The 15,587-nt window shown below is 44.2% G+C and carries 12 protein-coding genes and 1 riboswitch; of the genes, 11 read left to right on the top strand and 1 reads right to left on the bottom strand.

What is annotated here, in order from left to right; genetic code table 11:
• Positions 1–43 precede the first annotated feature (43 nt).
• Both DWX28_RS03185 and DWX28_RS03180 read left to right on the top strand, forming a co-directional pair.
• The gene (locus tag DWX28_RS03185) at positions 44–751 is read left to right on the top strand and encodes a metal ABC transporter ATP-binding protein (protein WP_118251830.1); all 708 of its coding nucleotides are present in this window, start codon (positions 44–46) and stop codon (positions 749–751) included.
• A gap of 1 nt (position 752) precedes the next feature.
• Positions 753–1,589, top strand: coding sequence for a metal ABC transporter permease (locus DWX28_RS03180; protein ID WP_118251829.1), 837 nt, complete (start codon positions 753–755; stop codon positions 1,587–1,589).
• 103 nt (positions 1,590–1,692) lie between these two features.
• On the opposite strand, the gene DWX28_RS03175 is transcribed toward DWX28_RS03180, so the two are convergent.
• Positions 1,693–2,214, bottom strand: coding sequence for a hypothetical protein (locus DWX28_RS03175; protein WP_022214017.1), 522 nt, complete (start codon positions 2,212–2,214; stop codon positions 1,693–1,695).
• Positions 2,215–2,475: 261 nt separating this feature from the next.
• On the opposite strand from DWX28_RS03175, the gene DWX28_RS03170 reads away from it, so the two are divergent.
• The 9 genes from DWX28_RS03170 (at position 2,476) to DWX28_RS03130 (ending at position 15,410) form a co-directional block, all read left to right on the top strand.
• A complete protein-coding gene (locus DWX28_RS03170) occupies positions 2,476–5,634 on the top strand; it encodes a response regulator (protein ID WP_118251828.1) in 3,159 nt (1,052 codons plus the stop codon).
• Between the two features lie 67 nt (positions 5,635–5,701).
• Positions 5,702–6,250, top strand: a complete 549-nt coding sequence (locus DWX28_RS03165) for a DUF362 domain-containing protein (protein WP_118251827.1) — start codon at positions 5,702–5,704, stop codon at positions 6,248–6,250.
• Between the two features lie 245 nt (positions 6,251–6,495).
• Positions 6,496–8,556, top strand: coding sequence for an ATP-binding protein (locus DWX28_RS03160; protein ID WP_118251877.1), 2,061 nt, complete (start codon positions 6,496–6,498; stop codon positions 8,554–8,556).
• Between the two features lie 122 nt (positions 8,557–8,678).
• The gene (locus DWX28_RS03155; protein ID WP_118251826.1) at positions 8,679–9,782 is read left to right on the top strand and encodes an ROK family transcriptional regulator; all 1,104 of its coding nucleotides are present in this window, start codon (positions 8,679–8,681) and stop codon (positions 9,780–9,782) included.
• Between the two features lie 256 nt (positions 9,783–10,038).
• A complete protein-coding gene (locus DWX28_RS03150; RefSeq protein WP_118251825.1) occupies positions 10,039–11,067 on the top strand; it encodes a zinc-dependent alcohol dehydrogenase in 1,029 nt (342 codons plus the stop codon).
• Positions 11,068–11,089: 22 nt separating this feature from the next.
• Positions 11,090–12,460: an MFS transporter gene (locus DWX28_RS03145; RefSeq protein WP_022213803.1), complete on the top strand. Its 1,371-nt coding sequence runs from the start codon at positions 11,090–11,092 to the stop codon at positions 12,458–12,460.
• 42 nt (positions 12,461–12,502) lie between these two features.
• Positions 12,503–12,576: riboswitch (Fluoride riboswitch) on the top strand.
• Positions 12,577–12,654: 78 nt separating this feature from the next.
• Positions 12,655–13,851, top strand: coding sequence for a cation:proton antiporter (locus DWX28_RS03140; protein ID WP_118251824.1), 1,197 nt, complete (start codon positions 12,655–12,657; stop codon positions 13,849–13,851).
• A gap of 132 nt (positions 13,852–13,983) precedes the next feature.
• Positions 13,984–14,304 (top strand): response regulator, encoded by a 321-nt coding sequence (locus DWX28_RS03135; RefSeq protein WP_118251823.1) that lies wholly within the window; start codon positions 13,984–13,986, stop codon positions 14,302–14,304.
• A gap of 83 nt (positions 14,305–14,387) precedes the next feature.
• Positions 14,388–15,410 carry a BMP family lipoprotein gene (locus DWX28_RS03130; RefSeq protein WP_022213806.1) on the top strand — a complete coding sequence of 341 codons (1,023 nt, stop codon included), beginning with the start codon at positions 14,388–14,390 and terminating at the stop codon, positions 15,408–15,410.
• Positions 15,411–15,587 lie beyond the last annotated feature (177 nt).

Here is a 15,587-nt window from a genome sequence, read left to right as displayed (position 1 = left end):
ATCTGCCTGATACGACAAACTGTCCATGACAGGAGGGACAACAATGGCACAGCTTACATGCAAAAATCTTACACTTGGATACGATAACCGGGCGATCCAGGAAGATCTGAATTTCTCCATCGACGCAGGTGATTACCTCTGCATCGTAGGAGAAAACGGTTCCGGTAAATCTACATTAATGAAAACACTTCTCCATCTGCAGCCGCCGATCAGCGGCACGATCGGACTGGGAGACGGACTTAAGAAAAACGAGATCGGATATCTCCCACAGCAGACCCTGGTGCAGAGGGATTTCCCGGCATCAGTGCGGGAGATCGTTCTGTCCGGATGCCAGAGCCGCTGCGGACTGCGACCATTTTATAACAAAGAAGAAAAGCGTGTTGCGCAGAAAGCAATGGAAAAAATGATGATCCAGGATCTTGCCGATCATTGCTACAGAGAGCTTTCCGGCGGGCAGCAGCAGAGAGTCCTTCTCGCAAGAGCACTCTGTGCAGCACAGAAGATTCTTCTTCTCGATGAGCCGGTCTCCGGTCTGGATCCACGAGTGACCGCAGAGATGTATCAGCTTATCAAGGATCTGAATAAGAAAGATGGAATTACGATCATTATGATCTCGCACGACATTGCGGCGGCAGTAAAATATGCAACACATATCCTGCATATCGGAGAGCACTGCTTCTTCGGTACCAAGAAACAATATCTCGAAAGCAGTCTGGGCAAAGCATTCACCGGACAGGAAGGGGAGGAATAAGATGTTTGAGACACTTCATATGTATTTTCAGTATCCGTTCGTGCGTTACGCACTGATCGTAGGTGTACTGATCGCACTGTGCTCCTCCCTTCTGGGCGTGACACTGGTATTGAAGAGATTTTCTTTCATCGGTGACGGACTTTCCCATGTGGCATTTGGTGCCATGGCAATTGCGTCCGTACTGAACATCACCAACAATATGCTGTTCATCCTTCCGGTGACTGTGATCTGTGCGATCCTGCTTCTTCGTGCAGGACAGAACACAAGGATCAAGGGAGATGCGGCGATCGCGATGATCTCCGTCGGCGCGCTGGCGATCGGTTATCTTCTGATGAATCTTTTTTCTACAAGCCCGAATATTTCAGGGGATGTGTGCAGTACGCTGTTTGGCTCCACTTCCATCCTGACCCTGACAAAAGGCGAGGTATGGCTGTGCGCGATCCTCTCTATCGTAGTTGTGGCGATTTTTATCTTATTTTATAACAAGATCTTTGCAGTGACATTCGACGAAAACTTCGCAAAAGCGACCGGAACCAGGGCGAATGCCTATAATCTTCTGATCGCGGTTGTGATCGCAGTGATCATTGTTCTGGCAATGAATCTGGTTGGATCACTTTTGATCTCAGCACTGGTGATCTTCCCGGCACTTTCTGCGATGAGATTATTCAAATCTTTCCGCTCTGTGACGATCAGTGCGGCGGTGATGTCTGTGATCAGTGCAACTGCCGGAATCCTGATTTCAATTTTGGCAGGAACGCCGGTCGGATCTACGATCGTGGCAGTGGATATTGCAGTATTTCTGGTCTCTTATGGGATCGGAAGGATCACAGGAAGATAAATTGTTTATAGTAACAAAATATCTCAGTCAGAGCCGGAGCTCCAACTGAGATATGGATGAACAGATATGGAATCATTGATAGCGGAATGCTTGCAGAGATCAATCAGATTTCTACGAGGATTCCGTGTTCTTTATCATAACGGCAGTATTTGCCATGCTCAGAGATAAACGGCTGATAGGTATCTGTACGTGTGTCCTTGACATAAACAACACCAGTCGCGATCATCTGCACGAGAGAAAATCTCTTGCTGAGGCTTGAAATCCACGCATAAGTCTTGTTATCACCGGAATCAGCAGCGAGAAGGCTGTAACCGCCTTCACATGGTTTCAGAGAGAAGTAGATCTTCTCTGGTTTGGTACTCTCGGTGAAGACCTGGCTGGTTATGTAAGAGGAGAAATTTTTCTTTACAAATGCCTGGAAAGAATGCAGTGTATAAACCTCTCCACTGACTTCATCCGTAATTCTGTCCCCGCGCTCCAAACGGTTCTTGATCAGTGTCAGGACCTCGATTGTCCAGTTGATAAAAGAAATACTGCTGTAGCTCATGCTTTCCTGAAGCTGATCGATCAGTTTCTTTGACAAAACATTTGATTTCGTCGCCTCGTTAAAAAGTTCTTCGTTCATAAAATACACCCTCCGTCATAGTTTTTACGTTCCAATTGATATTTTTTATTATAAATTGATATTGTGCAAAAAGCAATGAAAAACCATTAAAATAGAATGAAAATTATGTAAAACTCACATATCATGAATTGTACAAAATGCAACACACCACGGGATCTGGGGAAACTCAGGTCCCATTTTTGTTGCCAAAAAGCAGGGAATCGGATAGAATAATAACAAATACTAAAAAATGTTTTGGATGTTTAACAGGACGGATATTTAATGAAAGAAACAGAGAAAAAACAGACGCATTTTTTGCGTATTGCAATGATGGTCCTTACGACGATACTGATCGTATTATTTTTTATGATCATGTCTATGGTGGGCAAGATCCAGGGAACGGCCCGTGTCATTAACTATGCGGGACTGGTGCGCGGCGGCACGCAGCGTATGGTCAAGCTGGAGATTTCCGGGGAGCCGCAGGATAAGATGTATGAGACGATCTCGTCCTATATTGAAGGACTGCGCTATGGAAGTGACAAGTTAAATTTTGTGCGTCTTGCGGATAAGAATTTTCAGAACAATATGGACGAGCTTGCACAGTGTTTTGAAGAAGAACTCAGAAGTGAACTTCTCCTTGTCAGGGAAAAAGGTTACGAGAACACCGATATTATTTCGAAGAGCGAGCATTTTTTCCAGATTTGTGACGAGGCGGTCAGCTACGCGGAAGTTTATTCCCAGAAAAAAGCCACAGCCCTGGATAAACTGGAAAAAGTAGTTTTGGCGGATATCCTGGGCCTGGTTCTGATCATCGGAACAGAACTTGTCAAGGCAGTCCGTTTTGCCGCACAGAACAGGATCCTTCAGAAAAAAGTCTACCTCGATGAAGCAACCGGGCTTCCGAACAAGAATAAATGTGAGGAGATCCTTAATGCTCCAGATCAGATCCCGGCAGATGAACTGGTTGCGATGTGCGTATTTGACCTGAATAATCTGCGAACGATCAACAATAATCTTGGTCATGACAAAGGTGACGAATACATCCGTTCTTTTGCAATACAGCTTCGCGAGGCTGTCCCGGAGGAATTTTTTGCAGGGCGTGACGGCGGTGATGAGTTTATAGCTGTCCTTAAGGGACTTGACCACAATGGTGTTCGGGAATGTCTTCAGAATATCAGGGATCATGCGGCAGAATACTCCCGCAAAAATCCGGAAATGCCGATCAGTTATGCGGCAGGTTACGCATTGTCGAGTGATTTCGACGGCTGTACTATGAGAGACCTGTTCCGTTTTGCGGACAAAAACATGTACATTGACAAGAATAGGGCAAAGATGGAAGAAGCGGCAGCGAAGCAGAAGATGAATATTCAGATCCTTGAGAACATCTCTGCACAGGGCTATGAATTTTCGAGCTGCATGTACTGTGATGCTTTGCTGGATCAGTATTATGTGCTGAGATCCGGTTCGAAATTTTTCCTTGCAGATGACGGAAGTTACTCCGGTGCCGTTGAGCAGATCATACAGGAACTTTCTACAGAGGAGAACAGGAAAGATCTCCGTCTTCAGCTTCAGATCGAATACCTGAGCGAGCATCTGACAAAAGATTCCGGGAAATTTGAGCTTCCATATCAGTATCAGTACGGCGAAAATGTGTACCGTGGCAGAATGACGCTTCTGTATCTCAACGGGACAGAGGATGGACGACTGCATCATTTTATCCTGGGATTTGAGACTTTCCAGAACCGAAATGAGAACGAGGCGAACGAAAAACACCGGCTGGCACGTTATTACGAGCAGCTTCGGCAGTCGATCGTGGAGAATGGAAACTACGCGGAGGCACTTTTGCAGACAGCACATTCTGTCTATACAGTAGACCTGACGAATGACAGGCTGGAGAGTGCTTTTTATCATACGAAATCAAAAAAAATTACTTTTGAGGTTCAGACACCATGTTCTTACGATGATTATTGCAGCGAGCGCAGAGCCTATATAACAGAAGACACCATGGAAAATTACCGTATCGTGGATTCTTCTTCCAAGCTTCTTCAGCGATTTGAGACGGGTTCCAGGCAGGTAACAGTGGAATACCGCGAAAAGAGTGATGATAACGCTCTTGTCTGGCTCCAGAAAACCGTTCTGATGTCCAGAGACACCGTATATGACTCAAAGACCAACAAAGAAAGTACAGTAGTTCATGGCATCATTCTGTTCAAAAACACTTCAGAATTCCATGAAAAAGAAGTAAAAGAAAACGAACGTCTCAAGATCGCGATCGAGGAGGCTGATTCCGAAAATCGTGCCAAGACAGAATTTATGAACCGCATGAGCCACGATATCCGCACGCCGATCAACGGAATCATGGGAATGCTCGACATTATCCACAAAAACCGTCAGGATGAGACAAAGGTCGATGACAGTCTCGACAAGATCCAGCTTTCAACAAGACATCTTCTGGAACTGGTAAATGATGTTCTGGATATGAGCAAACTGGAAGCAGGCAGACTTGATATCAAAGAAGAACCGTTTGACCTTGCTGAACTGATGAATGAGGTGGCAGCACTGATGGATTCACAGGTCATGCAGACGGGACTTGTCCACAGAAAGTACAGAGGAACTATCAGGCATACTGCATTGTATGGAAGTTCTCTGCAGCTTCGCCGGATCATGCTGAATCTTATGAGTAATTCCGTCAAGTATAACAAGCCAAACGGAACGATCGACACATATGCGACAGAAATTTCGGACGATGGAGAGACAGCTCTTTATGAGTTCCGTATCGTAGACTCCGGCATAGGAATGAGCCGGGAATTTATAGAGAATGAGCTGTTCAAGCCTTTTACCCAGGAAGAAAACGATGCCCGGACGCAGTACCGTGGAACCGGTCTCGGAATGTCTATCGTAAAAGCACTGATCGACCGGCTTGGCGGTACGATCAAGGTTGAGAGCACTCTTGGCGAGGGAACGGATATCACATATCAGCTTCTATTCAAAATTGATAAGAATGCTTCAGAACAAAGCGAGTCACAGAACTGTGCGGGGGCAAAAAATCTCGAAGGTATGAAGATCCTGCTGGTCGAGGACAACGAGATCAATATGGAGATCGCAGAATTTTATCTCACAGAACTTGGTGCGAAGATTGACAAGGCATGGAATGGAAAAGAAGCTCTTGAGAAGTTTGAAGCTTCGGAACCACATGGCTACGATGTCATTCTCATGGATATCATGATGCCGGTCATGGACGGGATCGAGGCAGTCAAGGCAATCCGCGGGCTGGACCGCGAAGATGCAGGAACGATTCCAATTTTCGCTATGACAGCACAGGCTTCCTCGGAAAATGTCCGCAAATGTCTGAATGCAGGAATGGACGGACATATCCCGAAACCAATAGAAGCCTCAAAACTGGGAAGCACAATTCTGAAGGTGAAAGTACACCGAAATTAACTTTTTTGCAGAAAGATATTGACCTCAACCTGATTTCAGGGTCTATAATAAAATTATTTATGATTCCATGCTTGTCCTGACACATTTCAAAGGGCATACCATGGGTGGTTTCGGCGGATCCAACAAGAACATTGGTATCGGCTGTGCAGACGGACGTATCGGCAAAGGAATGATCCACACCGTAGAAGGTTCCTCGAATATGTGGAGCATTGCAGAGGAAGAACTGATGGAGCGCATCACAGAATCTTCCAAAGCAACGGTAGATCATTTCGGTAAACAGATCGCATACATCAACTGTCTGAGAAACATGTCTGTTTCCTGTGACTGCGAAGGTGTCGGAGCAGAACCGGTCGTTACACCGAATATCGGAATTCTTGCATCCACAGATATCCTTGCAATCGACCAGGCGTCTGTCGACCTGGTATTTGCACTTGGAGAGGATGACCGCAAAGCACTGGTAGAGAGAATCACAACCCGCCATGGACTTCGCCAGCTTACCTACATGAAAGAAATGGGCATGGGAAATGACCGCTATCACCTGATCGACATCGACAATGATGATGCTGAGATCACACTGGCAGATGCCGTCAAAGACGTTGTTCCGTTCGAAGGATGATCTTTCAAAAAAGATAACTCAAATAGCAGATGATACAAAAACTGACCCGTCGGATTTCCTGGCGAGTCAGTTTTTTTGCATATATATCGAAGAGCCTTTCACTGATTAGTATTTGCTGGCGTGTTTGCCAGAAAGAACTGGATTTATACGCCGGATTCCATTATAATAAAAAGCAGCGAAGAATGAATCTGTGTGAGAATGTTTTTACTTACTCAGAAATTTACGAAAATGATGAGAAGAAAGATATGCAAACAAAAAAAGATGCCAAAATAATGAGAGTCCGGGCACTCCTTGTTTTCTGTATTACTTTTTTAATTACCATTGGCTGTATCTATCTGGTGAATCTGAATCAGGAAAAGAGAGAGAAACTTAAGGCATCCTATACTGCCGAGACGACTGTCGGCAAGGTAGAAGCACAGTTAAATAAATACCTGTCAGAGTCAGAACTCATGAAAAAGCTCATAGAAGAGAAGCATGAGATCACGGACGAAGAGTTCTCAGAATTGTCTCAACTGATGCAGGATGAGAACTACGTGATATCAGCGCGTGAGCTTGCAAAGGATGGCGCAGTTTCACAGGTATACCCTCTTGAGGGAAATGAACAGGCAATCGGTCTGGACATGCTCAGAGATTCCGAGCGAAAAGCAGCAGCCAACCTTGCGAAAGACAGTGGAGAATACACGATCGCAGGACCATTTGATCTGGTACAGGGAGGAGTCGGAGCACTTCTTTTTGATCCGATTTACACAGCGGATGAATCGGGAAAAGAGCAGTTCTGGGGATTTTCTATTCTGGTCATCGACTGGAATAAATTTATCCAGGAAACAGAACTGAACAAACTTGAGAATGCAGGATACCATTACCAGATCTGGAAGAAAGACATAGATACCGGGAAGAAAGTTGTCATTGCGGAAAGTGACAATGAAACACTGAAAAATTCAATGGAAGTTGCCTGCTCTGTACCAAACGATACCTGGTATTTTGATATTGTACCGGAGAACGGATGGATCAGCAATATCCAGAAGGCACTGACAATACTGATCGCAGTAGCAATTGCGATATTGCTGGCAGAGGGATATATGCAGTTTCAGATGCGGCGTTATCGTGAATATATTCATGAGAAAGAACTGGAGAAAGCTGCCGAAGAAGCCAGAATCGCGAATGAAGCAAAGACACGTTTCCTCTTTAATATGAGCCACGATATCCGTACACCGATGAATGCGATCATCGGTTTCTCAGACCTTCTGGAGAAACATGCGGATGATCGTGAGAAGGTTGTGGAGTATGTTGGCAAGATCAAGTCATCGAGTTCATTTTTACTTTCATTGCTCAATTATGTGCTTGAGATGGCACGGATCGAAAGTGGTGAAGCGGAGCTGAAACCGGAAGTAGGATGTTTTAAGGATCTTGTGAATTCTCTCCAGGCGGTTTTTGAGCCGGAACTCCATAAGAAAAATCTTAAGTACACCTGTATACTGAATTCAGACCATCCGTATGTGATCTGTGACAGGACCAAAGTAAGAGAGATCCTGCTTAATATCGTAAGCAATTCGATCAAGTACACACCGGATGGCGGCAGTATTGTAGTTGATATTTCAGAATTCCACTATTCCAAAGAGGGACACACTTCATTCAGGATCGTAGTTGCCGATACCGGAATTGGAATGAGTGAGGAGTATCTGCCTCATATTTTTGAGGAATTTACGAGAGAAAGAACGACTACAGAGAGTCATGTGACCGGTACAGGTCTTGGACTTCCGATTGTCAAAGCACTGGTTGACCTGATGGGCGGAACTATCAATGTTTCGAGTAAAGCCGGAAAGGGGACCAAGACAACCATCGTCCTGTCCTTCCCGACAGCGACAGAAGAGCAGATCCAGTCCAGGAAGGAAGAACAGTCCGGTCAGATATTCCGGAATTTCAAAGGCAAACGTATCCTGCTGGCAGAGGATAATGAACTGAACGCAGAGATTGCGATGGAACTTCTCGGAGAAAGCGGTCTTGAGACAGAACACGTAACAGACGGTGTTAAATGTGTGGAAACCCTGAAGGCGAAACCGGAGGATTACTATGACCTGATCCTCATGGATATTCAGATGCCGCACATGGATGGTTACGAGGCAACCAAAGTGATCCGGGCACTTAACGATCCAAGAAGCCACATCCCGATCATCGCCATGACCGCCAATGCCTTCGAAGAAGACCGCCAGAGAGCTTTCGAAGCAGGTATGGACGGACATATTGCGAAGCCGATCAGTATAAATGTACTTTTCTCGACGCTGGACGAGGTGCTGGGAAAATCATAATTTCAAACACAATACATAAGGTACCATCTGACATTTGTCGGGTGGTATTTTTGTGCTTTACAAATGTCAAAAGAAAAGTTATGATTCTTTTATAAAATAATTGATAAAAGAGGTCGGCAAAAATGGCTGGAACAGATAAAAAAACTATCACAAGATCCAGAATCCTGAATTATGTGATCAACAATCAAATAACATCCAAGGCAGAAGTATCCAAAAATCTGAACTTGAGTATGCCCACAGTTCTTTCAAATATAAATGATCTGATCGCAAAAGGAATCATTATAGAAACCGGAGAATATGAATCTACTGGTGGACGCAAGGCAAAAAGCATAGGAATCAATCCGTCCTACAGATATTCTGTAGGAATTGTGATCACAGCAAATCATGTGGGGATAGTACTTGTAAACCTGAAATATGAAATCGTGAAATTCAGGCGTGTCCGTATGAAGTTTTCACCGGATGCATCTTACTGTCAGGATCTTTCTGTACTGACATCAGAATTTCTGAAGGACACAGAGTATCAGGACCGGATTCTTGGAATTGGTATTTCAATTCCGGGAATCATCAGTCAGAAAGCCCATCTGCTTATAAAATCACATGCATTGCAGCTGGAAAATTACAGCCTGAGTTTTTTGGAACAGGCATTTGATCTTCCGGTTTATTTCGAAAATGATGCAAATGCGGCAATGATGGCAGAGGATATGAACAAATATAAAAATGCAATCTACCTGTCACTGAACAATACGCTGGGCGGAGCATTCTGTATTGGTGGAAAGCTGTTTCAGGGAGAAAATCAGAAGGCAGGAGAATTCGGACATATGATTCTGGTTCCGGGAGGACGTAAATGCTATTGTGGCAAGAAAGGGTGTGCGGATGCCTACTGTGCAGCAAGTGCACTTACAGATGAAATCAATTCTCTGGAAACGTTTATGGAACAGTTAAAATCCGGTGACGAAGCAGCGGAAGAAAAATGGAGCGAATATCTGGATATGCTGGCGGTCCTGATCTCAAATCTGCGTATGGCATACGATATGGATATCATCCTTGGTGGAGAAGTTGGTGGATATCTGGCAGAACATATGCTTCCACTGGGGGAAAAAGTGATGGAATACAATGGCTTCGATCATGATATCCGGTATCTCAGAAACTGCTCCTACAAGAGAGAAGCATCCGCAGTAGGTGCTGCGAAACATTTTTTACAGGATTTTATCAAAAATATAGAATAGAAGCTGAGAACTTTTATTTTCGGAAATCTCTGAACAAGGTCTGTCAAAAGGCAGATTTTGCTCAGAGATTTTTTGTTGTGGGATGATGCACAGTGTATCTATGAAACCTGCACAAAAACTGATTTCTAATATTGTGCAATAGAGAGAAGTGATAAGAACACTCTTGACAAAAGAGAGTTTCTGAATAATAATGTAATTACTTTAATAAAACATTTAATAAAAGATAATACATAACGAAAACAAGGAGGAAACTATTATGTTACAGCAGGTAATGACAAAACCAGGAGAAATTATTTTCAGAGAGGTTCCGGTTCCGGAAGTAAAGGACGATCAGGTTCTTGTAAAGATCATGAATATCGGAATCTGCGGATCAGATATCCATGTATATCACGGCAAACATCCTTTTACGAAATATCCGGTTACACAGGGACATGAAGTTTCCGGAGAAATCGTAGAACTTGGAGCTAATGTAACAGGATTTCATAAAGGACAGAAGATCACCATTGAACCACAGGTATATTGTGGACACTGCTATCCATGCCGCCATGGAAAATATAATCTCTGCGAGGAACTGAAGGTTATGGGATTCCAGACAACCGGAACGGCATCCGAATACTTCGCAGTAGATGCATCCAAGGTAACACCACTTCCAGAGGAAATGTCCTATGAGGAAGGTGCAATGATCGAGCCGCTGGCAGTTGCAGTTCACGGAGTAAAACAGATGGGCGATGTGAAAGGCATGAATATTGCAGTCCTTGGAGCAGGTCCGATCGGAAACCTGGTGGCACAGGCTGCCAAAGGAATGGGAGCCGCCAAAGTCATGATCACAGATGTCAGTGATCTTCGTCTCAAAAAAGCACAGGAATGTGGAATTGATGTCTGCGTCAATACAAAGAACAAAGACTTTGGAGAAGTGATGGTAGAAGCTTTTGGACCGGACAAAGCAGATGTGATCTATGACTGTGCCGGAAATAATATCACAATGGGACAGGCAATCAAATATGCAAGAAAGGGCAGCGTGATCGTACTGGTTGCAGTTTTTGCAGGAATGGCAGAAATCGATCTGGCTGTAGCAAATGACCATGAGCTGGATATCAAGAGCACTATGATGTATCGCCACGATGATTATGTAGATGGTATTAAACTTGTAAATGAAGGCAAAGTGCATTTAAGACCTCTGATCTCCAAAACATTTGCATTCAAGGATTATCTGGAAGCATATCACTACATTGATGACAACCGTGAAACAACAATGAAAGTCATTATCAACGTACAGGAAAAATAAAGCGAAGGAAGCAGGAGAAGCCATGGGAAAAGAATTTAAAGATGGAAAAGTGCCGTTGATCAGCAAGATTGCGTATGGATTTGGAGATGTAGGCTGCAATTTCAGCTGGATGTTTGTGAGTAATTTTCTGATGATCTTTTATACGGATGTTTTTGGAATCAGTATGACAGCGGTTTCTGCGCTGATGCTTTTTTCAAGATTCTGGGATGCGATCAACGATCCGATCGTCGGAGGACTGACTGATAAGACCAAGACAAGATGGGGCAGATACCGACCGTGGCTGCTGGTTGCAGCACCGGTCACAGCAATCCTTCTGATGCTGACTTTCTGGGCACATCCGGACTGGTCAGACAAGGCAAAGATTATATATATGGTCATTACTTACTGTCTGCTGGTTCTGGGATACACCTGCGTAAATATTCCATATGGAACCCTCTGTGGAGCAATGACACAGGATATCGATGAGCGTGCCAAGATCAACACATCCCGTTCTGTAGCGGCGATGATCGCAATTGGAATCATCAATATCATCACGGTTCCACTGATCAGTAAACTCGGAAGCCACAGCACCAAAAATGGATATCTGTTTGTAGCGATTATTTATGGATGTATTTTTGCAGCATGTCATTTCTTCTGCTTTGCAAAAACAAAGGAAGCCGTGACAACGCCGGAGAAAGAAAAAATTTCCATTAAAGTTCAGCTAAAAGCAGTTATGCAGAACCGGCCATATATACTTGCACTGATCGGACAGGTACTTTTTGGATTTACTCTTTATGGAAGAAATGCAGATGTTCTCTATTATTTTACTTATGTGGAAGGAAATGCAGCTTATTATACAACATATTCCATGTGCATTATTATCCCGTCGATCATTGGAGCAGCATGTTTCCAGCCAGTATTCCGTAAACTTGACAACAAGGGAAGAACTGCATCTGTTTTTGCACTGCTTACCGGTATTTCCATGTTGAGCATGTATTTTTTCAATGTAAAAGAAAGTGCAGTCATTTTCTATGCACTGGCAGGAGTGACACAATTCTTCTTTTCTGGATTTAATACTGCAATTTATGCAATCATCCCGGACTGTGTGGAATATGGAGAATGGAAAACGGGTCTTCGGAACGATGGATTCCAGTATGCATTTGTCTCACTGGGAAATAAGATCGGAATGGCAATCGGAACTGCGATGCTTGCAATGCTTCTTGGTAAATATGGTTATGTTGCGAATCAGACGCAGAATTCTGCTGTCATCAGTATCATGAAACACTCATTTTCAACAATCCCCGGAATTCTCTGGATTGTGACCGCGATTGTACTGTTCTTCTATCGTTTAAATAAAAAACGCTATAATGAGATTGTAGAGGATCTTAAGAATGGAAAAAGAGGACAGTGCTAAAATAAAAATTCTTGACTTTCTTTTACGAAAATAGTATGATTTACCCGAATTGGGAATGAAGTTCTCCCATGGGAAACCTAAACTGCTTATTCAGAGCTGATGACTTCTACGATTATTCAGTCGCAGAAGTTGTCAGCTCTTTTTGCGTTGTACTGCTGATTGCGTCTGAGGGAAAGAAAAGGAGGAAATTTTTTATGTTAACATCATTGTCACTTATTTTTCTGGTTGGCCTTGCAATGGGGGCCATCTGCGGATATCTGAAACTGCCACGGATCATTGGCATGCTGGTTACGGGAATCGTTCTCGGACCGTATGTGCTTGACCTGCTGGATCCATCGATACTGTCAATCTCAGCAGATCTGCGAAAGATGGCACTTATCATCATTCTTCTCAAAGCCGGACTGTCGCTGAATCTGGAAGACCTTAAGAAAGTAGGCCGCCCCGCCGTTATGATGTCTTTTGTGCCGGCATCGTTTGAGATCCTTGGTTATATTCTGTGCGCGCCTGCGATCCTGGGAATCTCAAGAGTGGATGCGGCAGTCATGGGAGCCGTCCTCGGAGCAGTATCGCCGGCGGTGGTGGTCCCACGCATGGTAAAACTGATAGAAACAAAATATGGTACAGGCAAAGCAATCCCGCAGATGATTCTGGCGGGTGCATCCTGTGATGATATTTTTGTGATCGTGCTGTTCACAACATTCCTTGGAATGGCGCAGGGAGATAAGGCAGATGTAAAATCCTTCCTCAATATCCCGGTATCAATCGTACTTGGAGTTGCACTGGGAGCGGTTGTCGGATATCTTCTCTATCTGTTTTTTGAGACAGCATACGCCAAAAAACATTATGTCAGAAACAGCATGAAGGTCATCATTGTACTGGGCGTTTCCTTCCTGCTGATCGCGATCGAAGGCTGGCTGGAAGGAAAGATTGCCATATCCGGACTTCTTGCAGTTGTCAGCATGGCCTGCGTCCTCAAGATGAAAAGCACTGCTTTTGTCTCAAAACGTTTATCCGAGAAATTTGGCAAACTCTGGCTTGCAGCAGAAGTCATTTTGTTTGTTCTTGTCGGTGCGGCGGTGGATATCCGATACACCCTGGAGGCCGGAGCTGCGGCAATCTTTATGATCCTGGTCGCACTTATTTTTCGTGCCTGCGGAGTCTTTCTATGCATGGTAAAAACAAACCTCAATGCGAAAGAAAGACTTTTCTGCGTACTCGCCTATCTGCCAAAAGCAACCGTCCAGGCCGCCATTGGCTCCGTCCCCCTGGCAGCAGGCCTTGGCTGCGGCAAGATCATCCTCTCCGTAGCAGTCATGGCCATCATCATCACCGCCCCGTTTGGCGCATTCGGCATGGATATGTCGTATAAGAAACTTCTGGAGAAGGAGTAAAAATGCAAATAAGTACAAATTAAAATGCAAAATCCCCTGAGAAATAGAATTGCAGCATAAAATGTGATAACATAACACATATCGGTTATTCAAAAAATATTTCTGAAAGTTTTGAGCAAAAGAGGAATGTAAATGAAGATCATATGTAAAAAAGGTCATAATGCACAGAAGATGCTGCAGGCAAAACCGGTGGGATATTATGATGTGATCCTTATGGATATCCAGATGCCGCATATGAACGGATACCAGGTAGCTGAAGCAATCCGAAAACTGCTGGATGACCGTGCCAGAACACCAATCATAGCCATGACCGCAAATGCTTTCGAAGAGGACCACAAAGCTGCGCTGGCAGCAGGAATGGATGCCTATGTGGCGAAACCGATCGAGATAGACACTCTGTTTTCCACGATCACGCAGGTACTGGAAAATAAAATAACCATAAACAAATCATGAAAGATAAATAAATTTCGTCTTTTCATTTCATAAAAAAGATGTTATCATAGTATTATTAGACAAAAAACAAAGGAGGGCAATTTATGCGAAAGAAAGTAATGGCTGCAGTATTAACAGCTGCTATGGTAGCTTCCGTAAGTGCTATGCCTCAGATGGTTGCAGCAGCAGACGACGAGTTTAAGATTGGTCTGATCACAGACGTAGGTGGAGTTAACGATGGTTCCTTCAACCAGTCAGCATGGGAGGGACTTGAAAAAGCCGGAGAGGAACTCGGAGTAGAGGTTAACTATCTGGAGTCTGCTACAGATGCAGATTATCAGCCAAATATGGAAACTTTCGTAGACGAGGATTATGACCTGATCATCAGCGTTGGTTATATGCTGGCAGATGCTACCAGAGAAGCAGCAGAAGCTAACCCGGATACCAAATTCGCTATCATTGATGATTCAAGCATCGATCTTCCAAATGTTACCAGCCTGATGTTCAAAGCTGAGCAGGCTTCTTATCTGGTAGGATATGTTGCAGGTTTAACTACCAAGACCAACAATATCGGATTTGTAGTAGGTATGACTAACGAGACCATGAACCAGTTTGGATATGGTTACTGTGCAGGTGCTATTGATGCGAACCCGGATATCACTGTTCAGCAGTTCAATGCAAACTCTTTTGCAGATTCCGCTACAGGTAAGACTATGGCAAACACAGCGATCACCAACGGCGCTGATATCGTATTCCAGGCAGCTGGTGCTACAGGACTTGGTGTTATCGAGGCCTGCCAGGAAGCTGGTGTATATGCGATCGGTGTTGACTCTGACCAGTCCAGCATCGCTCCGAAGACCGTTCTTACCTCTGCTATGAAACGTGTTGACAATGCTGTATATGATGCAGTACAGGAACTGATCGATGATAAGCTTGAGGGCGGCGTTCAGACTTTCGACCTGGCAGCAGGTGGTGTTGATATCGCTCCGTCTCAGGATCTGATCTCAGATGATGTAATTAAGGCAGTTGACGAAGTAAAAGAAAAGATTATCAGCGGTGATGTTGTTATTCCGGATAACAAAGATGATTTCGAGGCAAAATACGGCGATGTATATGTTCTTGACTAAGAAGTGACCGTTTTACCCGGTAATCTAATATTTGCGTCTGTACGGGGCCTGCGTATGCAGAGCCCCGTCGATGCATATAGAGACAAAGATTTCCAGATTTTCTATCTTCAATGGAGAAGAAAATATCTTGCATTTTCGTTACTGTGAACGGAATGCACAGCAATTTTATTTTCCTGT

Origin of the sequence: Blautia sp. AF19-10LB (assembly GCF_003461245.1) — a bacterium.
Taxonomy (GTDB): domain Bacteria; phylum Bacillota; class Clostridia; order Lachnospirales; family Lachnospiraceae; genus Blautia_A; species Blautia_A intestinihominis.
Note: the sequence above shows the minus strand (reverse complement) of the source record. Positions and strands in the feature narration are given on the sequence as shown.